Here is a 20503-nt window from a genome sequence, read left to right on the forward strand (position 1 = left end):
TGGAGGTTGTCATGAATACGATCATCTTTCCCTGCGTGGCCATGCTGGCTGCTGGCGTCTGCCTGACTGCGTCCGCGCAGACCGTCACGCCGCTCAAAGGCCAATCCCCCGAACTTACCCAGCAAGACATCGCGGCATGCCAGTCGCAGACAGGCAGCGCGGCCAGCACCAGCCCGGATTCGCGCGAGGCTGGTGGCCGTGCGCGTGGCGCGGCGGCTGGCGCGGCCGCGGGCGCCGCGGTGGGCGGTGCGCGCGGACAACAGCACGAGGAGGTCTACGACCGCATGGACGACGACACCAAGCAGGCGTACCGGCAAAACCAGGCAAAGGACGCAGCGGCGGCGGGAATGGTGGTGGGCGGGTCGCGCCAGCGGCAGGATCGGCGTCAGGACCGCGCCAGCCAGAACCAGCAGGCTGCGGCAGCGTCTTCTGCGTACGCCGCCTGCATGCAGCAGCGGGGGTATCAGGTGACGCCTTGAGCGGCAAGCGTGCGTCGCGGTCCAGCGCGGCAAAAGGAAGGCGGGTCTAGGATGCGCGTTCGCCTTGCAGGTAATCGTCCACCGCGCTGCCGACGGTCGGATGAAAGCGGTCGTCGCTGAATAGCCGCGACAGCTCGAAACGCTTGAGCTTGTCGCGCACGGGATCCTTCATTTCCGCGAAGTGCAGCGCGACCCCTTCGCGCGACAGGGTTTCGCACAGTTCGCGCAGCATGTCGGCTGAGGTGACGTCCACGCTGGTGACGGGTTCGGCAGCCACCACCACGCGCCGTACGGGCGTGGGCGAGGCCTCCACGGCTTCAAGCAGGCGCTGCTGGAAGAGTTCGGCGTTGGCGAAAAAGAGCGGGGCGTCCCAGCGGAACAGGACCAGTCCGTCGATCAGCGTGGCATGCGGATAACGCTTCAGGTCGTGATAGCCGCGCAAGTTCGGCACGCGGCCCAGCACCGCGAAGTGCGGGCGCCACCCATCCCACAGGAATTCAATGATGGCGATGACGACCGCCAGGCAAATGCCGGGGATCGCGCCGAAGACGGCGACACCCGCAAAACACAGCATGGACAGCCAGAACTCCCATTGCTGAATGCGGTAGATGCGCCGCAGATCCCTGAATTCGAAGAGACCGATGGCGGCGGCGATCACAACCGCGGCCAGCGCACTGTTGGGCAGGTGGCGCAGCAGATTCGGCGCGGCGATCAGCAGCGCGGCGACGGCCACCGCGCCGACCACGCCGGTCAGTTGCGTGCGCGACCCCGCCGCCTCGGCCACCGGGGTGCGCGATGCGCTGCTGCTGATCGGAAAGCCCTGGAAGAAACCGGCTGCCAGGTTCGCCACCCCCAGTCCCACCATCTCCTGATTCGGATCCACACGCGTGTTCGTGCGCGCCGCGTAGGTGCGCGACAGCACGCTGGTGTCGGCAAAGGCAATCAGCGCCACCGCGCAGCCGCCCAGCACGATCTTGACGAGGTCGGCGTTGCTGAGCCACGGCCACGCAAAGCTTGGCAATCCTTGCGGAATCTCGCCCAGCACCTTGACGCCCTGGGCGTCCAGTCCGAAAAGCTTGACCGCCAGCGTGGCAAGGATCACGGCAATCAGGATGCCCGGCACGCGATCGAAGCGCTTGAGCAAGAGAATCACGGCCAGGCTTGCGGCGCCGACTGCCAAGCTTGGCCAATGGGCTTGGCCATCGGCCACGGCCAGCGCCAACTGTTGCATCTCGCGCAGCGGGCCGGCGTCATCGATGGAGATGTCGAACAGCTTGGGCAACTGGCTGACCAGCACGGTCAGCGCGATGCCGTTCATGTAGCCGTAGCGGATGGGTTTGGACAACAGCTCGGTGATGAACCCCAGGCGCATCAAGCCCATCACGATGCAGAACAGCCCCGAGACAACGGCCATCATGCTTGCCGCGGCGATGGCGCGCATGGGGTCGCCGTTGGAGACGCTGAGCACGACAGCCAGGATGGGCGCCGCCAACGCGGAATCCGGTCCCAATACCAGGATCCGGCTTGGACCGAACAACGCATACGCCAGGAGCGGGATGATGGTGGCGTACAGGCCGTAGACGCCGGGCACGCCCGAGGCTTCGGCGTAGGCGATGCCCACCGGCACCAGCATGGTCGTCAGGACGAGGCCGGCGGCAATGTCCTTGGGCAGCCACGCCGCCTGATAGGACTGCAACAACGCCAGGCCGGGCAGCCAGCGCAACCAGCGCGGCGCATTCTGGACGGGGCGGCGGGGCGTTTCGGTAGCCATGGAATTCCGGTAGGAAAGCGTGCGCTACAGCTTGGGGACTTATCCGCGTTTCATTGCGGGCAAGGGGGGGCGGAATCTTCCAGCATCTGGCGCAGCCGGGCGCGGCGGCGCTCCAGGTCGGCGATCTGGCGTTCGACGGATGCCAGCCGCCGGCGCTGCACCTCGGACGTCTCCGGGCATGCCGCAGCGCCTTCGATCAGCCGCATGCAATCGGGAAACCCGCGGATTTCCGCCAACGAGAAGCCGGCAGCGATGAGGCGCTGGATTTGCCTGACTTGCGTGACGGCGGCTGCGGGAAAAGTACGGTATCCATTGTCCGCCCGGGCCGAGACAAGCAGACCCTGGTCGTCGTAGTGGCGCAGCGAACGCAGGCTTGCGCCCGTTCTGCGGGCAAGCTCGCCGATCGACATGGGGGGGGAAGGCGCGGGCGTTTTCATGCGGGAAAGATTAGCAGATGGGGACTTGACCTTGACATGGGTGTGAGGGTTGAGACTGGCCGTCCTTCAATCTTTCGGATGCATCAGCATGCAACGCAGAACTTTTTTCCGCCGGGTGGCGGCGGCGGTTTTGGTCATCGTGGCCTCGGCGGCCGCGCACGCGCAGCCCCTGCAATACACCGTCAAGGCGCCCGATGGCGTATTGCTCGCCGTCCAGGAGGCCGGCAATGCCGATGGCCCGCCCGTCATCTTCGTGCACGGGTTGCTGGGCAGCCACCTCAACTGGGAGGCCCAGCTTGCCAGCCCTGCGCTGCAACGATACCGGCTGATCACCTATGACCTGCGCGGCCATGGTTTATCGGGCAAGCCGGCGGACGCGGCGGCGTATACAGACGGCCGGCGCTGGGCCGACGATCTGGCCGCGGTGATGAAGGCGACCGGGGCCGCGGACCCCGTGGTCGTCGGCTGGTCGCTTGGCGCTGCCGTGACGACCAACTACCTCGCCGCGTACGGCGATGCGGGAATCGCGGGCGCCGTCTATGTGGGGGGTGTGATCGAGCTGGATCCGAAGCAGATCGTGCAGCATCCCGCGCTGTATCGAGACATGGTGTCCCCCGACCTGAAAACCCACTTGGACGCGGAGCGCGAATTCATCGGTCTGTGCTTTGCGCAGCCGCCCGACGCCGTCACATTCCAACGGCTGCTGGCCAATGCCGCCATGGCGTCCTTTGACATGCAGGCCGCCGTGCAAGGCATGACGGTCGCGGCGGCGCGCGGCCTTGGCTCGGCGCGCAAGCCTCTGCTGCTGATCTACGGAGCAAACGACGCCTTGGTCCAGCCTCATCCGTCGATCGAGCGGGCGCGGCAACTGAACCCGCGCGTCAAGAGCACGGTATACGCGGCATCGGGGCACGCGCCGTTCATGGAGGAAGCGGACAGGTTTAACCGGGACCTGGCGGCGTTTGTGGACAGCGTCGTCGCCCGCTGACGGGCCCGGGCGGGCCGGGGATGCTTGCCAAATGTTGCTTGTTGCGAAGCAGCATCGCCTGCTATCTTCGAGCCCGTTAGCGCGTTCGCCCTGATCTGGACATATCCGATGCCCGCCACCCAACCCCTGATTTCCGGCTCGCAACCGGCGCGGCCCACCGACACGCTGGGTTGCTCGGCCAGCCAATTGGCGTTGGACCAGGAATTCCATGGCGGCGGGCTGACGCTCTATCGCAAGCGCACCCACCACGATTACTTCGGCAGCGTGCAGACGCCCGCGTCCGATCGCGGCTTTCTCGTGGGCGTGGCGCTGCAGGGCGGTCATCGCCGTCGCATCCTGCACGGTCATCACGCGTCCACGCATGATTTCGATGCGGGTTCGATCTACATCCGCGACTTCACCGACGATTACCGCGCCGACATGCTGGGCGGTTTCGACTTCCTGCTGGTCGAGCTGTCGCGCGCCTTCATCGAGCGGATCAACGACGAGAAGGGTGGGACGCGCGTCAGCAGCCTGACGCCGCGCGCCGGGCAGCCGGATCCGGTGCTGGGCCATCTTTCGCAGGTGCTGGCGAGCGTCGTGGCAAATCCCGCGCAGACCAGCAGCCTGTTCGTGGAGCATCTGAACCTGGCCCTTGGCACGCACCTGCTGGCGCAATACGGGGCCGGGGCCACCAGCGGATGGGCCGCGTCGGGCGGTGCCCGTGTGCTATCGCGCAAACTGGAGGCGCGCGCCAAGGACATGCTGCTGGCGTCGCTGCGGGAAGACGCGTCGATTGCGGATATCGCCGAGGCCTGCAATCTGTCGCGCAGCTATTTCATCAAGGCGTTCCGGCAAACGGTCGGCACCACGCCGCATCGGTGGCTGCTAGAGCAACGGGTGCAAAAAGCGCAGGAGTTGCTGCGCACACCGGGCCGGTCGATCACCGACATCGCGCTTTTGTGCGGCTTTGCCGACCAGGCGCACATGACCCGCGTGTTCACCAGCGTGGTGGGCGTGGCGCCCGGCGCCTGGCGCAGGGAACACGGCCGGTGACCCATTAGCCGCTCCGCGACAGGCCATGCAACGCGCATGGCGCTTTCATACAAATCAGGACGCAAGTGCGCAAGACGCGGGCGCTGCCCGGCAGTAACGTCATCGCAATATCCCGCCCATTCTCCCGGATGATCCGATAGCGTCCCCATGAGTCGACTTGCCGCCGGCGCCGCACCGGCCACGCCGCCCGCCGATCTGGCCGCCTTGCACGCCCAGGCCTTTCCCATGCTGCCCAGCGGCATGATCGAGCGCGCCGCGGCGTACGGCGAAGAAGTTTCAGCCGAGCCGGGCTGCGTGCTGCTCAACAGCGGCGACCGCGAAGCCGCCTTCTACATCCTGCTGCACGGGTACATCGAGGTGCTGGAAGCGCAAACGGGCGGCATCCTGCGCAGTCTGCTTGTGCATCGTGACGGCGAATTCACCGGCAGCCTGGACCTCTTCACGGACAGGCCGAACTCGGTCACCGTGCGCGCCAGCACCCCAAGCCGGCTGCTGCGCCTGAGTCGCCCGGCGCTCGAGTCGCTGATATTGGAACACCGGCCGATGGCGGAAATCATCCTGCGCGCATTCGTGCTGCGCCGCATCGGCTACCTGCGCCAGCGGCCCTATGGCGGCGCGATTCTGCGCTCGACAGCGCGGGCAGGGCAGGAAGACCCCGTGATGGATCTGGCGGTGATCGGAGGCGGCCCCGCAGGCCTGGCCGCTGCGGCCTACGCCGCGTCCGAGGGCTTGCAAACCCTGTTGGTGGGCGGGGCGCTGTCCTGCGGCGACGCGCCCGGGCTGGACATACTGAACGGTTTTCCCGGCACGATCACGGGATTGTGCGACGGCCCGCTGCTGCGCCGCGCCGAGGATCAGAGCAGGCGCTTTGGCGCGCACCTGCTGCCGCTACGCACCGTCAGCCGCTTTGACGGAGGGAGTTATCCCTACCGCGTGTGGCTGGACGACGGCCGGATGATCGAGGCGCGCAGCCTGATCGTGGCGACGGGAACGCAGGCTGGCGATGGCCCAGGGACGAGCGCTCAAGCGAATACCGCGTGGCTGGATGGGTGGCTCGATACGGACGACCAGGGCTATATCCATACGGGCCTGGCCGCAGCGGGGTCGATGCGGGCGCGCGATTACGAAAGTTCGCAGCCGGGCGTATTTGCGGTGGGCGCGGCGCGCGCGGGGTCGGTGAAACACGTGCTGGCGTGCATCGCAGAGGGCGCCGCCGCGGTGCGGATTGTGCATCGGTTTCTGGATGCGTCGGCGCATTGACCGCCGGTCGCTCATCCAGAAGCCCTAATACCCGCAAGGATTTTTTAGTCAGACCATAATTATTTTTCCCTTTTCGCAGCCGGTAGTTTGCGAACATGCGCTTAAAGCTTTCAAGCCAGAAGAGCGCATCGGGAGACAACCATGATCTGTAAGCACGCCGCGCGCAAGCGCGTCCATATCGTCGCGGCCGGCTTTATCGCGGTTGCCGCGTTCGCCTTGCCCGGTCAGGCTTGCGCGCAGGCCGCCGACAGCTACCCCAGCAAACCCATCCGTCTGATCATCCCTTACCCGCCGGGCGGCGCGACCGACGTGATCGGGCGCATCGTGGGCCAGCGCCTGAGCGAAGCGATCGGCGGCCAGGTCGTCATCGAGAACCGGGGCGGGGCAGGCGGCAACATCGGCGCCGCCGAGGTAGCGCGCGCGCAGCCCGACGGCTATACGCTCCTGATGGGCGCCTTGACCTCGCACTCGGTCATGGCGACCCTGGAGAAAGACAGCATTGCGTACGACCTGCGCAAGGATTTGGTGCCCGCGGGGGTGGTCGGCTTCGTGCCGCTGGTGGCCGTGGTCAATCCCAAGCTGCCCATCAAGTCGCTGGCCGAACTGGTGACCTACGCCAAGGCCAATCCGGGCAAGCTCAACTTTGCCTCTTCGGGCGCCGGCGCGCCGCAGCGCATGGCCATGGAGCTGTTCAAGCAGATCGCGGGCGTCAACATTGTGCATGTGGCCTATCGCGGCAGCGGGCCGGCCATGACCGATCTGGTCGGTGGGCAGGTCGAGACGATGACCGAGACGGTGCCCGCCGCGATCTCCTTCATCAAGTCGGGCCAGCTGCGTCCGTTGGCGGTGCTTACGCCGCAGCGCATCTCGATGTTGCCGGACATTCCCACGGCCGAAGAGCAAGGCTTCAGCGGCTTTAACGTCAGTTCGCTCTTCGGGGTGATGGCGCCTGCCGGCACGCCGGCGCCCATCGTGGCCAAGATCAACAAGGCGCTGACCACCGCGCTGGCAAAGGACGACGCCAAGGCCCAGATGCTGCAGCAAGGTGTTTACGCGGACCCGCTGGATGTGGACGCTTCCAAGGCGCGCCTGAACGCGGAGATCGAGCAATGGGCGAAGGTCATCCGCGAAGGGGGAATCACCGCCAAGTGACGGTTCAGGCGTAACACGCGCGGCCGAGGGGGGAATGCCTCGGCCGCGTGATGCGCCCCTAGACCGCCCAGCAGGCGCAGCCCAGGGCGCCCCAGAATCCTTTCAGGTCGGAGACGGGCTGTTTGCTGGCCCAGGCGCCAGCGTGCTGGTGGCCGTGGACATTGCAGTCGTTGGCGCAGGCGCAGGCGGCCGCGGCTTCCCGCAGGGTGGCCTGCAGCGGCTTGCCTTCGCTGTCGCCCCAGGCGCCGTAGCCGCCGAACAGGCGTGTGGGCGACCAGTCGGGCATGGCGGGCGGCGGCGCCGCCTCGTCGTGCGCCGCGAATTCACCCGCGCCCCAGACCACTTTGCCGCCCACGACCGTGAGCAGGCTGCTGGTGTCCGCAATATCGGACTCGGGGCAAGAGAAGAAGTCGCGATCCGGCACAACCAGATCGGCCAGTTGGCCGACGGCGATGCGGCCCTTTTTGCCTTGCTCGTTGGAAAACCAGGTGACGTTCTCGGTCCACATGCGCAGGGCAGCATCGCGGTCCAGGCAGTTGCGTTGCGGCGTCAGGCGCAGGCCGCCCACCGTCTTGCCGGTGATGAGCCACGACAGCGATACCCACGGGTTGTAGGACGCCACGCGGGTGGCATCGGTGCCGGCGGACACGTTGACGCCTTTTTCGAGCATGCGTTTGACGGGGGGCGTCGCTTCGGCGGCGCCCGGGCCGTAGCGTTCGACGAAGTATTCGCCCTGGTAGGCCATGCGATGCTGCACGGCCACGCCGCCGCCCAGGGCGGCAATGCGGTCGATGGAGCGTTCGGAGATGGTCTCTGCGTGGTCGAAGAACCAGTTCAGCCCCGCCAGCGGCACGTCCTTGTTCACGCGTTCGAATACATCCAGCGAGCGCGAGATGGTCTCGTCGTAGGTGGCGTGCATGCGCCAGGGCCAGCGGTTCTGCGCCAGGATGCGCACCACTTCCTCGAGTTCGCCTTCCATCTCGGGTCCCATTTCGGGACGCGGTTGGCGGAAGTCTTCGAAGTCGGCGGCGGAAAAGACCAGCATTTCGCCCGCGCCGTTGTGGCGGAAATAATCGGTGCCTTGCTTGTACTGCGAAGTGGCCGTCCAGTTCAGGAAGTCTTCCTTTTCCTGCTTGGGCTTTTGCGTGAACAGGTTGTAGGCCAGGCGGATCGTCAGTTGGCCGGCGTCGGCCAGTTGCTGGATGACCTGATAGTCCTCGGGGTAGTTCTGGTTGCCACCGCCCGCATCGATGGCGCCGGTGACGCCCAGGCGGTTCAGGTCGCGCATGAAGTGGCGCGTGGAATTGAGCTGGTATTCGAAGGGCAGCTTGGGACCCTTGGCCAGCGTGGCGTACAGGATCGACGCGTTGGGCTTGGCAAGCAGCAGCCCGGTCGGGTTGCCGGCCGAGTCACGCACGATCTCGCCGCCGGGGGGCGCCGGGGTGTTCTTGTCGTAGCCGACCGCGCGCAGGGCGGCGGCATTCAGTAGCGCCCGGTCGTACAAGTGCAGGATGAACACGGGCGTATCGGGCGCCACGGCGTTCAGTTCTTCAATGGTGGGCAGGCGCTTTTCCGCGAACTGGTGTTCGGTGAAGCCGCCGACCACGCGCACCCACTGCGGCGCGGGCGTGATGGCCACCTGGCGGCGCAGCATGGCCATGGCGTCGGCCAGGCTGGTCACGCCGTCCCAGCGCAGTTCCATGTTGTAGTTCAGGCCGCCGCGGATGATGTGCAGGTGGTTGTCTATCAGTCCGGGCAGCACGCCGCGTCCGCCCAGCGCAATGATGCGGGTGGCCGGGCCGGCCAGCGGCAGAATGTCGCCAGCGGCGCCCACGCGCGTGAACCGGCCGTCCTTGATGGCGACCGCGTCGGCGATGGGATTGGCGGGGTCCAGGGTGGTGAACCGGCCCTGATGCAGGATGAGGTCGGGGGCGCCTTGGGGCGCGGGGTCCAGGGTATCAGCCATTGCGCTTGTCTCCACATGCATCGGCGGGTTGTTGGGCGGTGTCGGCGGACGGTTTGGGGCAGCTTGGCAGTTCGCCGAACATATGCGGTTTTACCTGTTCATGGATGAAGGACGTGCGGGCGGGCTCGTCCGCCAGCAGGCGCTTGACCAGCGGGGGAATTTGCTCCCCCGCCAGGATGCCCAGCAGGCCAACCAGGGCGATGACGGGCGGCGCCGGCGATCGCACATTGAACAGGGCATAGATGATACCGACCAGCAGGCCGAGTCCCAACGATACAAGGTAGACCTTCATGGGTATGCTCCTGTCAGCCTTCGTGGGCGTTGAACATGGACTTGGCGTAGAGGATGCCCAGGCCGTAGGCGCCGCCGAACTTGCTGGCGATGCCAGTCGTCATGTCGTAGGTATCGATGCGCGCCCAGTCGCGCTGCATCTCCAGCAGGTATTGCAATGCCGTGATGGGTTGGCCGCCTGCCTGAACGATACGCTCAATGGCGCGGTTGTGGGCTTCGGCGGACACGTCGCCGCAGGCGTCGGCGATGACATAGACCTCGAAGCCCTGGTCCAGCGCGGACAGGGCCGGGCCGACGATGCACACGCTGGTCCACAGGCCCGCCAGCACAATGCGCTTCTTGCCGATTTCGTTAACCTGCTTGATGACGGCGGCGTCTTCCCAGGTGTTCATGGAGGTGCGGTCCATCAGCGGCCGGCCGGGGAACGGGACGGTGACTTCCTCGAACATGGGGCCGGAAAAGCGCTTTTCGGCAACGGTCGTCAGGATCGTGGACACGCCAAAGCCGGCGGCGGCTTGGGCCACCAGCGCAGCGTTGCTGCGCAGTGTGACGGCATCGATCGAATGGGTGGCAAACGCCATCTGCGACTGGAAGTCGATCATGATGAGCGTGTGGTCGTGCGGGGACAGCAGCTTGGCGCCGGGCGTGGGGGTCGCATTGATGGGCATGGATGACTCCTTCGGTTGCCATAATGGAGGACCCGCGCAATGTGCCAGCCGGCCGGCCTGCCGTATTGAACGATAGTCCGCCGGTTTGTAGATTGTGATTGCGGCGGCGTTGCTGTCCCGACTCAGGAGAAACTCATGGGCCTGGCTTTCCAGAACGAACTGCATGACGATTTCGGCACGCGGCCGGTCGCTTACCTGTCCTATGGCGGGGCGGATCTGGGAGAAATCCTGGCGGTGGGCCGCGCGGTGGGTAGCGGCGACGACACTGCGTTCTTCGAGGCCTGGATGGCGGCGGGCGACCGTCTGGCCGCCGAGGCGCAAGACGCTGAACGCCGCAACCTGCTTGCCAGCGCGAGTGAACTGCATCTGCGCGCCAGCGCCTTCTATTCGACGGCTTACCGGCCCTTGTACGGCGCGCCCACGGACGCGCGGCTGCTTGCGGCCTTTCGCAAGCAGATGGCGGCGTTCGACCGGGGACTGGCGCTGTCCGCGCATCCGGTCAGGCCGATGCGCATTGCGCTGGACGGCGCGTACATGCCTGCCTATCTGGTGCCGGCTGCGGGTCAGGAGGCCGACATCAGGCCGCTCGTCATCTTCACCAACGGTTATGACGCCACGGTGACCGACATGTACTTCGCGAGCGCCGTGGCCGCCGCGCGCCGGGGCTACCACGCGTTGGTGTTCGACGGCCCCGGGCAGGGCGGCATGCTTTACGAACAGGGCGTGCCCATGCGTCCCGATTGGGAGACGGTAGTGAGCGCGGTGGTGGACTGCGCCGTCGCGCTGCCCATCGTCGACGCAAGCCGAATTGCCCTCAGCGGCTGGAGCCTGGGCGGGCATCTGGCGCCACGCGCGGCGTCGGGCGAACCGCGGCTTGCGGCCTGCATTGCGGACCCCGGGCAATGGAGCGTCGCGGGCCTGTTCCGGCCGCTGGCGGTCAAGCTCGGCGCCAGTCCGGAAGGCGCGGCGAACATGGGTGAACTGGAAGGGCCCGTGATGGACCGCCTGTGGCAGTTCGTCTCATCCAGTCCGGCTCTCACGTGGAAGGTGGTGCAGCGCGGCTTCTGGGTGCACGGCGTGGATAATCTGCGCGACTACCTGCGCGCGGTGGAGCTATTCACCCTGGACGGCCGTATCCAGGACATCACGTGTCCCACCCTTGTAACACTGGCCGAAAACGACCCGCTTGCAGCCGGCACGCAGCAGTTCTTCGATCAGTTGCGCTGCCCCAAGACCCTGCTGCGCTTCACGGCGCAAGAGGGCGCCGGCGATCATTGCGAATCGGCGAACCGGTCGCTCTTGAACCGCCGCGTGCTCGACTGGCTGGACGGCGTCTTATAGGGCGCGAAGGCGGGCTGCCTATAATTGCATCCGATCCCCGCTTTCTGACGGCAGCCCTGCCGTGCCTCATGTCGACCTTGCCATTGCGCGTGCTGTCGGTGATTCCACCGATGACGCAGCTGAACACTCCCTATCCGTCCACCGCCTACCTGACCGGCTTTCTGCGGTCGCGCGACGTCACTGCGTTCCAGGAAGATCTGGCGCTGGCCCTGGTGCTGCGCCTGCTCTCGGCCGACGGCCTGCGGGCCGTGGCAAGCCGCATCGACGCGCTGCCCCTGGAAAAGCACACGCAGCCCATCCAGGCATTCGTCGCCATGCAGTCGCGTTATCTGGCCACCATCGGCCCGGTGATCGCCTTTCTGCAAGGCCGCGACCCCACGCTGGCGCATCGCATTGCTGGGCGTAACTACCTGCCCGAAGGGCCGCGGTTTGCGACGCTGGACGTCTACATGGACGAGGACGGCGGCGATCCCCTGGGCTGGGCGTTCGGCGCGCTGGGGTTGCAGGACCGGGCCAAGCACCTGGCCACGCTGTACCTGAATGACCTGGCCGACGTGCTGCGCGACGCGATCGATCCGCGTTTCGAGTTCGTGCGCTATGCCGAATCGCTTGCGGGCAGCCAGCCCACGTTCGACCCGCTGGCCGAGGCGCTGGATGCCCCGCTGAACCTGGTGGACGAGACGCTTCGTGAACTGACCGAGGCCGCCCTGGCACGCCATACGCCGACGATGGTCCTGTTGTCGGTGCCGTTTCCGGGCGCGGTGTACGCCGCCTTCCGCATCGCGCAGGCCATCAAGGCGCAGGACCCCAGCATCGTCACCGTGCTGGGTGGGGGCTTCGTCAACACCGAATTGCGCGAACTGAAAGACCCGCGCGTGTTCGATTACTTCGATTTCGTCACGCTGGATGCCGGCGAGCGTCCGCTGCTGGCGCTGCTGGAACACGTGCAGGGCAAGCGGTCGCGCCAGCGCCTGGTGCGCACCTTCGTGCGCGATGCCGACAGCGGCGCAGTGCGCTACATCAACCTGGTCGAGCCCGACGTCGCATTTGCCGAAGTGGGCACGCCCACGTGGGACGGCCTGCCGCTGGACCGCTATCTGTCGCTGCTGGACATGCTGAACCCGATGCACCGGCTCTGGAGCGACGGCCGCTGGAACAAGCTGACCGTCGCGCACGGCTGCTACTGGAAAAAGTGCAGCTTCTGCGATGTGGGGCTGGACTATATCGGCCGCTATGAGGGCGCGTCGGCCTCCGTGCTGGCCGATCGCATCGAAACCATCGTGGCCGAGACCGGGCAGACGGGTTTTCATTTCGTCGACGAAGCCGCGCCGCCCAAGGCGCTCAAAGCCTTGGCGGCCGAGCTGATCGAACGCAACACCGGGATTTCCTGGTGGGGCAACATCCGCTTCGAAAAGACCTTCAGCCCGGAACTGTGCGAACTGCTGGCCGACAGCGGCTGCATTGCGGTTTCAGGCGGCCTTGAGGTCGCCTCGGACCGGCTGCTGAACCTGATGAAAAAGGGCGTGTCGATCGACCAGGTGGCGCGCGTGACGCGTGCGTTCAGCGATGCCGGGGTGCTGGTGCACGCCTACCTGATGTACGGTTTTCCGACGCAGACTGTGCAGGACACTGTCGATGCGCTGGAGTACGTGCGCCAGCTATTCGAGAACGACTGCATCCAGAGCGGGTTCTTTCACCGCTTCGCCTGTACGGTGCATTCGCCGGTGGGCCAGAATCCGGACGAATACGGCATCACGCTCAAACCCTTGCCCGAGGTCACGTTTGCCAAGAACGACGTGGGCTTTCATGACCCCACGGGCGTGGATCACGACGCGCTGGGCAAGGGCCTGAAGAAGGCCATCTACAACTTCATGCACGGCATCGGGCTGGAAGAGGACGTGCGCAGCTGGTTCCCGTTCAAGGTGCCACGCACGACGGTGGCGCGCAATCGCATCGCGCGCGCGTTGAACCAGCGCGGCTGATGCAGCCGCCGGTCAGGCCGCCGGCGGAGCCTCCTGCACCGTGGAAAGCACGGGCTCGGCCGCCTCGGCGCCGGGCACCGCGTGGGTCAGGTCCTCGGTCATCTCGTGGTCCAGCGCGCCCTGGAAGAGGTCTTCGGTCACGCGCAGTTCCACCCCCACCGGCGACATCTGCGCGGCCGCTGCAAAGGGTGCCACCGGCGCCGGCGCAGGACGCTCGTTGCGGCGCCAGACGAAAAAGGTGACCAGCCCAAGGTTGAGCAGCGCAAAGCACCAGAACAGGCCCGCTTCGCCGAACTTCGTCATCACGGGCGAGATGGCCAGCGGGCTGAGCGCCGAGCCCAGCGAATTGATGAGCAGCAAGCCCTGGATCATGCGCACCAGCGCGTCGGCGGGCGCGCGATCCGCCGCATGGCTGACGGCCACCGGATAAATGGCGAAGACGCCACCGCCCAGCAGGAACAACAGCGGCATCAGCAGCGGCGAGGCGGGCGGCAGCAACAGGATCAGCACGCTGAGAACGGCGCAGAACACGGCCAACGCGATCAGCACCACCTGCCGGTCGCGCCGGTCCGACCAGCGTCCCACCGGATACTGCAGGACCATGGCGCCCAGGATCACGGCGCCCATCATCTTGCCGACCTCGGCAACGTCCAGCCCAATACGCTGCAGATACAGCGGCAGCAGCGTGTAGACGGCGGCAATCGCGACGCCCGACCCGAAGCAGCCCATCACGCCCGTGGGCGTCATGCGCGCCAGATGCTGCGGCAGCAACGGCTCGACGCGTTCCACCAGCGGCGAGACGCGCGGAATGATGACCATGGGCATCACGGACAGCGACGCCAGCAGGCCGGCCACCATGAACGGCGCCATGGGGCCCAACTGAGTGATGGCGCCCAATTCCAGCTGGCCCAACATGCCCGAGCCATACAGCGCGATCATGTACAGCGCCAGCAGCCGCCCGCGCACCTTGGCGTCGCCCGCCAGCAGCAGCCAGCTTTCCACGACCAGGAAGACGCCCACGCTCGCCCACCCGTTGATCAGACGCAGCACGAACCAGGCTTCGCGGTTGAAGATCAGTCCCTGCAGCAGCACCGTCACGGCGATGAGCGAGGCAAAGCTGCTGTAGGCGCGGATATGGCCGATGCGCAGGATCAGGCGGTCATTGAAGATCGCGCCCAGCGTCAGACCGATGAAGTATGACGACGAAATGATGCCGATGACGGTGGCCGACTCGCCGGCCGCGTCCAACTGCAAGGTCGTCAGGGAAGAGATGAAGGCGTTGCCGATGCAGACAACGAACAAGCCAAGAAGGGGCCCGAGCACCAGGCCCAACAACTGCCGAGACATGAAATCCTCGATTTCCAGAACAGCACAAAGCATCCGGTGCGACCGGACAAACGATCAATGGGGTTGGGGGGATGCGTCATGGTTCGCCTGGCTTGGGGAGGGCAATGCCATGCGCTTGGGCGCGGGCCGGGCGTCGCAAGGCGCGCGCGGCGGGAATCCGGCGCGGATTGTAGCGCCGATTGCCGCGGTGTCCCGGTCCGTCCGCGCGCGGGCTCTTAATAGGCATATTGGAAGAGACCCGCGTTATTGCCGAATATTCATTTCGGTTCGCGTCAATCAAGAAAATCGCGGTGCGGGAAATGTGAATTTCTGATTAATCAGACTAAATCCGAGTATTTGTGCTCAATATTTATCTGGAAGAGTTTCCTAGCATTGACCCCTGATGCGAACGTCCTGCGTCGTTTGCGACGGAATGGAATTGGCTGCGCCGCTTCCAATCTACTCGCATGGCGCGTTGACGACGTGGTTTTAACAGCCAATCTATGCAAGGGGGGCAAATGCGCTCAGGGTGCGATTCTGTGGAAAGCGGCGTGTATGCGGTTTCAAAGGCAACCGGTCACGCCAAAGTAAAAAATTCCATATTCACCGATCGCGGAAACTCTGGACCAAGCGTTTTCAAACGCCGCCGCGCAACGTGTTTTATCGCCGGCGTGGCGTTGCTGGCGCCGGTCTCGGCGCTGGCGGACATCATCGGTGATAGCGGGGTGGCCGGCCTGGGCGGCGCGACCGGCATGCGGGGCGGCGATGGCGGCGCGGGGCATACCGCGGTCGTGATCACGGACACCACGCCGTTCGAGAACGCGGAACGCCTGATCGGCGGCGCGGGCGGCGGTGGCGGCGGCGGGGGCGGGGGCGGGGGCCAGGTAAGCGGCAGCGGCGGCGACGGGGGCAATGGCGGCCAGGGCGGGCACGGTGTCGAGCTGGCCTCGGACGGCGCGGTGCTGACCAACCGCGACCTGCTGCAAGGGGGGGCCGGTGGCGGAGGCGGCGGCGGCGGCGGCAGCTCGTACAACCGGGGGTCGGCCGCAGGAGGGCGAGGCGGCGATGGCGTAGGCGGCGCGGGCGGCGGCGGCGGCGGTGGCGGCGATATTCCCTGGAACAACGAACAAGGAGTATCAGTGCCCATGCTGCCAGGCGACGGTGGCAACGGCGGTCAGCCAGGGTTGGATGGGACCGCGGGTAACTATCGGTATGGCGGGGGCGGCGGTGGGGCGGGAGGCAGCATCAATCCCTTTGGTTGCGGAAGCGGGGCGGGCGCCGATAGTGGTTGCGGGGGGGCGGCCGGGGACGGCGGCGGTACAGACCTGGGCGCGGCCGGCGGGCAGCCCGGCGCGTCCAGCAACCTGAATGGCAAAGACGCCGAGCACACGGTGTCGAACCAGACCGGCGCCGGAGGCGGCGGTGGGGGCGCACCCGGCGGCTTGGGAGGCAGAGGCGGCGGCGCTGTGGGCGGACCTAATGGGTCAAGCGCTGGCGGCACGTCGTTGGGCGGCTATGGCATACACGTCCTGGGCTCCAACACCGTGATCACGAACGCCGGCCGCATTGTCCCGGGCACGGGGTCGGGGCAATCGGTGGCGATCCTGTACGCCGACACGGCCCACAATTCGGTGCTGCGGTTGCAGGCCGGCAGCGAAATCCAAGGCACGGTGGACGCCACACGATCCACCAACAACACGCTCGTGCTCGATGGCGAGGCGGGCGTCGACCCGATCACGGGCGCGTCAATGGCCTTCGACGTGTCGAAGCTGGGCGCCGCGGGGGGCGTTGGCGCCACCAACGACGTCTACCAGGGCTTCTCTGCTTTCGAGAAAACCTCCGAAGGCACCTGGCAATTGATCAATGCGCCCACGCAGGCACGCACGCCCTGGCGCATCAAGGGCGGCACATTGGCCATCGCCAGCGGCGACAGTCTAGGCAGCACGCTCGATGCCGTGACGCTGGACGGCGGAACGCTGCAGCTCCAGGACGATGCGGTCCTCCATCATGACGTGGTCGTCAACAGCACGGGCGCAATTAGCGTCGGCGACGGACAGCAGTCGGTGCTGCATGGCGTGCTGACCGGAGACGGCAGCGGCTTTGCCAAGACGGGCGGCGGATCGCTGGCCATAGCAGGAGACGGCAACTTCCATGGCGTCACGCAGATTGACGCCGGCACGCTGCAACTCGGCGCGGGCGGCACAAGCGGCGCCATCGGAAGCGGCGCCGTCATCAACCACGGCAGGCTGGTGTTCAACCGCGCGGATGACGTCGTGATCGCCAACGCGATTGCGGGCACGGGGGACGTGGTGCAAGCGGGCTCGGGCCTGACGACGCTGACGGGCCCGCTGACTTACACCGGCTTGACACACCTGTACCAGGGCGAACTAGCCATTGACGGTACGACGCTGGGCTCGATGTCTAGCGTGGCGGGCGTCATGGCAAAGTTCCCGCCGCAACACACGCTGACCTTGCGCAATGCAGAGTTGAACGGCTGGATGTATTTGCCGGACACGTTGAATGTGGATGCCTCCAGCCGCTGGAACATGTTCACGGACCCGGACAATCCCGCATTCAACCCCGCATACGCGACCACCAGTCACGGGACCGCAATCAGCTTCGCTGGCGAGATCAACCTTGCCGGCCGCATCAACTTCATGCCGCCCGGCACGGCCATTGGCCCATCTGGCGGCACCGTGCTGGTCGCCAACAATCTGAACGGCCAGGGCGGTATCGTTCAGCTGCATGTGCAGTCGACGGAAACCGGGTTCACGGATCTCATTCGGCTCAACGGCGGCGCCGTCGGAACGACGCATCTGGTTCTGCAAATGGGTGAATCCTCCGTTGGGGACGCGCTTACGGGCGACGGCGTGATGGTGGTCGAGGCAAATGGCCCGACCGACAACGCGTTCGTGCAACGGGAGGAAACGCCGGGCGCTAACCGCAGAGGGGCTTTTCTTTATCGGTTGCAACACGGATCAAGTGTCGTCAATGGCGTACAGGCGTCTCCGCATAATTGGTATGTGCGCACCGAAGCGCGGCCCGAGGTTTCGCTGTATTCCCAACTGGGCAATCAGGCCGCGCGCCATGGCGAACTGACCGTCGGCACGCTGAACGAACGGATGGGATCCACCGAGAGCCTGGCCCGCAAGGTTTACCCCTTTGTATGGGTGCGCGCCCTGGCCGACACTGGGCGCAATCGCGGCAATGGCACCGGGTTGGCCGCGCAGGACATCGCGACGCGCTCCAGCGTGGCGGGCGTCCAACTTGGAACCGACGTGTATGTGGACTTTCAAGGCTTGTCGCGCCGCAGTGCGGGGGTGTTTGCGTCTGCCAGCACCATGAAGACCGACGTGGACCATTATCTGAACGTCAGCAATGAAACCGTCGATGCCGGGCGCAGCAATCAGTCGGCATACAGCCTGGGTGGCTACTACACGCTGCTGGACGGAAAGGGCGGTTATCTGGATCTGGTCACGCAGGTCAGCCGCTACGACGTCAAGGCGAACTCGGCGGCCGGCGAAGGCCAGTTGAACACCACGGGTTGGGGCGGCTTGATCTCGGCGGAGGCTGGAAAATCATTCGCCGTCGGCGACGAAGCCAGCAACCTCCGGCTGGAGCCCCAGGCGCAGGTGATCTATCAACGGATCAAGTTCTCGGGCAGCCAGGACGACGCAAGCGCGGTGGAGTTTCCCGGCGTGAACAGCTTGACCGGCCGGTTGGGCATGCGTCTGTCCAAGACATGGGATGGAGATTCCGCCAAGGCCAGTACGGCTTGGGCGACGGTCAATCTGCTGACCACCGCAGGCCACTCGTCAAGCCGCTATGCCACGGCCACGCAGGGAGACATCACCTTCAAGAACAAACTTGGCGGGCCGCGAGCGGGTCTGACGCTGGGGTACGACAGCCTGTTGGGCGGCAACACCTTCCTGAATGTTCAAGCGGGCACCGAGCAAGGTATCGGCAGCCGCAAGTCAAGCAGCTATAACCTCAATGCCGGGATCAAGATCATTTTCTAGCGATTCAGGATCATCACGCCCGGCGCTTAGTTCACCACGTAATTTTTGGCCTCGGCCTCGCCGGCCCATTTGCGCAGGGCCGAAATGAATTCCGGGCACACATTGCCGTCCACGCTGGTGTCGACGATGACGCTGTCTTTCATGCGCATCAGCACCTTGCATTCATAGACGCGCGTGCGGTTGGCATAGTGGCCCGTGGTGTTGGTCTGGAAGACCGGCGTGGGCGCCGCGTTTCTGTTGCCGGGGATCATGCCCACGACCTGTTGGCTGCTGCTGTCCACGACCCATTCCGTGTACGGAGCAGACTGGAAGTCGGACCATTCCAGCTCCATGGTGTTACCGACCGCACGGACCTTGGAGGGCTCGCCCAGCGCCGCGATCGCGTCGTCGATGGAGCGGCCTTCCATGTTCTTGGCCACGTTCACGCTAGGCGAGAACGACAGCCCGGACTTGAACACCTGGCTGAGCGAGGGCAGGGTGGAGCTTCCGCCTGTCGGCATCGGCGCGCAGCCGGCCAGACCCAGCGCGGCAAAGAGGCCCGTGAACAGGAGAATCGGTCCGCGGTTTCGGTTGGAATGCTGAGGCGACTTCATGTGTGTTGTCCAGGTTCCCGAGCCGACCGGCCTCGATCAGACGAGGGGCGGGCCGCTTGTTTCTGTTCGTGACGGAGCGCCGATGAAGGGGCGCCCGCTGCGCAGGGTGACGCAGGTCGAGGCAACGATCCCCCGCGTCGTGAAGTGCGACATTTTTACCGAAAAAAGGGGCCAGATTTCGTCAGACCATGTGTGAATTTTGTTACCTAATATGCCGCAACGTCGCTGCATACAGGGACAGAACCGGCGCAGGCTGCGCTAAGATCGTCCCCGCCCAATCCACTGGACTTCGTGACGATCATGCTCGCTCGCTTTCAATTCCTGATCCGCGCCGCATTTGCCGCCCTGGCCCTGGTGGCGGGGCTGGCCTCACCGATGGCGCATGCCGAAAAGCTCTATGGCGGCATTGCCACCGACGGCAAGCATTCGCGGATTTACTGGGTATTGCCCGAAACCGGGGGCAAGTCGGCAGAAGCGGCCGCGCTTGCCGAATGCCGCAAGGCGGGCGGCAAGGACTGCAAGGTGCTGAGCTGGTTTTCCGACAGCTGCATGGTGTACGCCCGTAATTCCGTCCAGGATCTGTTTCCGGGCAACAGCGTGTCGCCGGAGATGGCGGCCAAGAAGGCGATGCGCCGCTGCACGGCCGGCAGCCCCGATGGCAAGTGCCGGTTGACCACCATGCCGCTGTGCGTGGGCCCGGGTTACAGCGCCGCCGACATGCGGGCGCCCCTGCGGGCCTCGAAGGCGGAGCTGGAAAGTCTGTCCGCGAAGATGAACCAACGAGAATACTGGGGCGCCATCGCCGAAAACGACACCGGCGGACTGGTGTACTCGGATGGCTATCCCAACGAAAAGGACGCCCTGTCCAAACTGCTGGACTGGGAAGACTGCAAGGACTGCCGCAAGGTGCTGACGTACACGGACAGCTGCGTGGGGATGGCCTGGGCCAAGGGTGCCAAGGGCCGCGGCACCAGCTTCACGGCGCTCAACCCCGATCCGAAGGCCGCCCGCGACGAGTCGCGCGCGACGTGCACGGCCAAGACCGGCAGCCCGGCCTGCGTCGCCATGGTGCGTTGTTCGGGCCGTGCGTATATCGATGGCTATGCCGGCCTGGACGAAAAGCCGAAGTAGGCGCCGTGGCCAAGGCTGCTGGCGGCCAGGCAGCCCGAAGCGACAAGCGAAAAAAAAGGAAGGC

General features: G+C 65.8%; 16 protein-coding genes. 9 read left to right on the forward strand and 7 right to left on the reverse strand.

Translation table 11 applies throughout. The features are described 5' to 3' along the window. The first annotated feature begins 11 nt into the window (after nucleotides 1-11). Entirely contained in the window at nucleotides 12-479 is a 468-nt protein-coding gene (locus FBY20_RS24380) for a YMGG-like glycine zipper-containing protein (protein WP_142055087.1), read from the forward strand. 46 nt (nucleotides 480-525) lie between these two features. Here the strand turns inward: FBY20_RS24380 and FBY20_RS24385 are convergent, their stop codons facing one another. Next, nucleotides 526-2250, reverse strand: coding sequence for a SulP family inorganic anion transporter (locus FBY20_RS24385; protein WP_056318503.1), 1725 nt, complete (start codon nucleotides 2248-2250; stop codon nucleotides 526-528). 50 nt (nucleotides 2251-2300) lie between these two features. Continuing rightward, on the reverse strand, nucleotides 2301-2687 hold the full coding sequence (locus FBY20_RS24390) for a MerR family transcriptional regulator (protein ID WP_056318505.1): 387 nt from the start codon (nucleotides 2685-2687) through the stop codon (nucleotides 2301-2303). An 88-nt stretch (nucleotides 2688-2775) separates the two neighbouring features. On the opposite strand from FBY20_RS24390, the gene FBY20_RS24395 reads away from it, so the two are divergent. The 4 genes from FBY20_RS24395 (at nucleotide 2776) to FBY20_RS24410 (ending at nucleotide 7122) form a co-directional block, all read left to right on the forward strand. Further along, nucleotides 2776-3675 (forward strand): alpha/beta fold hydrolase, encoded by a 900-nt coding sequence (locus tag FBY20_RS24395; protein ID WP_142055088.1) that lies wholly within the window; start codon nucleotides 2776-2778, stop codon nucleotides 3673-3675. Nucleotides 3676-3783: 108 nt separating this feature from the next. After that, entirely contained in the window at nucleotides 3784-4710 is a 927-nt protein-coding gene (locus FBY20_RS24400; protein WP_142055089.1) for an AraC family transcriptional regulator, read from the forward strand. Nucleotides 4711-4857: 147 nt separating this feature from the next. Continuing rightward, nucleotides 4858-5970, forward strand: coding sequence for a cyclic nucleotide-binding domain-containing protein (locus tag FBY20_RS24405; protein WP_142055090.1), 1113 nt, complete (start codon nucleotides 4858-4860; stop codon nucleotides 5968-5970). Nucleotides 5971-6111: 141 nt separating this feature from the next. Then, nucleotides 6112-7122: a tripartite tricarboxylate transporter substrate binding protein gene (locus FBY20_RS24410; RefSeq protein ID WP_063954246.1), complete on the forward strand. Its 1011-nt coding sequence runs from the start codon at nucleotides 6112-6114 to the stop codon at nucleotides 7120-7122. A gap of 58 nt (nucleotides 7123-7180) precedes the next feature. Here FBY20_RS24410 and FBY20_RS24415 read toward each other — a convergent pair whose 3' ends face one another. The 3 genes from FBY20_RS24415 to FBY20_RS24425 are packed head-to-tail and all read right to left on the reverse strand — an operon-like array spanning nucleotide 7181 to nucleotide 10047. Beyond that, the gene (locus FBY20_RS24415; RefSeq protein ID WP_142055091.1) at nucleotides 7181-9088 is read right to left on the reverse strand and encodes an amidohydrolase; all 1908 of its coding nucleotides are present in this window, start codon (nucleotides 9086-9088) and stop codon (nucleotides 7181-7183) included. Further along, a complete protein-coding gene (locus FBY20_RS24420) occupies nucleotides 9081-9380 on the reverse strand; it encodes a XapX domain-containing protein (protein ID WP_142055092.1) in 300 nt (99 codons plus the stop codon). The genes FBY20_RS24415 and FBY20_RS24420 overlap by 8 nt, the downstream gene beginning before the upstream one ends. A 13-nt stretch (nucleotides 9381-9393) precedes the next feature. Then, complete coding sequence (locus tag FBY20_RS24425; protein ID WP_056318528.1) at nucleotides 9394-10047, reverse strand: hydrolase; 654 nt, start codon at nucleotides 10045-10047, stop codon at nucleotides 9394-9396. Between the two features lie 135 nt (nucleotides 10048-10182). Here FBY20_RS24425 and FBY20_RS24430 point away from each other — a divergent pair, with 135 nt between their 5' ends. Continuing rightward, the gene (locus FBY20_RS24430; protein WP_142055093.1) at nucleotides 10183-11388 is read left to right on the forward strand and encodes a S9 family peptidase; all 1206 of its coding nucleotides are present in this window, start codon (nucleotides 10183-10185) and stop codon (nucleotides 11386-11388) included. Nucleotides 11389-11456: 68 nt separating this feature from the next. Further along, nucleotides 11457-13370, forward strand: coding sequence for a radical SAM protein (locus tag FBY20_RS24435; protein ID WP_174245447.1), 1914 nt, complete (start codon nucleotides 11457-11459; stop codon nucleotides 13368-13370). A gap of 12 nt (nucleotides 13371-13382) precedes the next feature. On the opposite strand, the gene FBY20_RS24440 is transcribed toward FBY20_RS24435, so the two are convergent. Beyond that, nucleotides 13383-14717 (reverse strand): MFS transporter, encoded by a 1335-nt coding sequence (locus FBY20_RS24440; protein ID WP_056318531.1) that lies wholly within the window; start codon nucleotides 14715-14717, stop codon nucleotides 13383-13385. Between the two features lie 656 nt (nucleotides 14718-15373). Between FBY20_RS24440 and FBY20_RS24450 the strand changes: the two genes are divergently transcribed. Continuing rightward, nucleotides 15374-18715 carry an autotransporter outer membrane beta-barrel domain-containing protein gene (locus FBY20_RS24450; protein WP_160144434.1) on the forward strand — a complete coding sequence of 1114 codons (3342 nt, stop codon included), beginning with the start codon at nucleotides 15374-15376 and terminating at the stop codon, nucleotides 18713-18715. A 26-nt stretch (nucleotides 18716-18741) separates the two neighbouring features. On the opposite strand, the gene FBY20_RS24455 is transcribed toward FBY20_RS24450, so the two are convergent. Continuing rightward, on the reverse strand, nucleotides 18742-19308 hold the full coding sequence (locus tag FBY20_RS24455) for a hypothetical protein (RefSeq protein ID WP_056318534.1): 567 nt from the start codon (nucleotides 19306-19308) through the stop codon (nucleotides 18742-18744). A 300-nt stretch (nucleotides 19309-19608) separates the two neighbouring features. Between FBY20_RS24455 and FBY20_RS24460 the strand changes: the two genes are divergently transcribed. Beyond that, nucleotides 19609-20439 carry a DUF4189 domain-containing protein gene (locus FBY20_RS24460; protein ID WP_255452477.1) on the forward strand — a complete coding sequence of 277 codons (831 nt, stop codon included), beginning with the start codon at nucleotides 19609-19611 and terminating at the stop codon, nucleotides 20437-20439. The last annotated feature ends 64 nt before the right edge of the window (nucleotides 20440-20503 follow it).

The organism is Achromobacter sp. SLBN-14 (genome assembly GCF_006715415.1).
Lineage (GTDB): Bacteria > Pseudomonadota > Gammaproteobacteria > Burkholderiales > Burkholderiaceae_B > Achromobacter > Achromobacter mucicolens.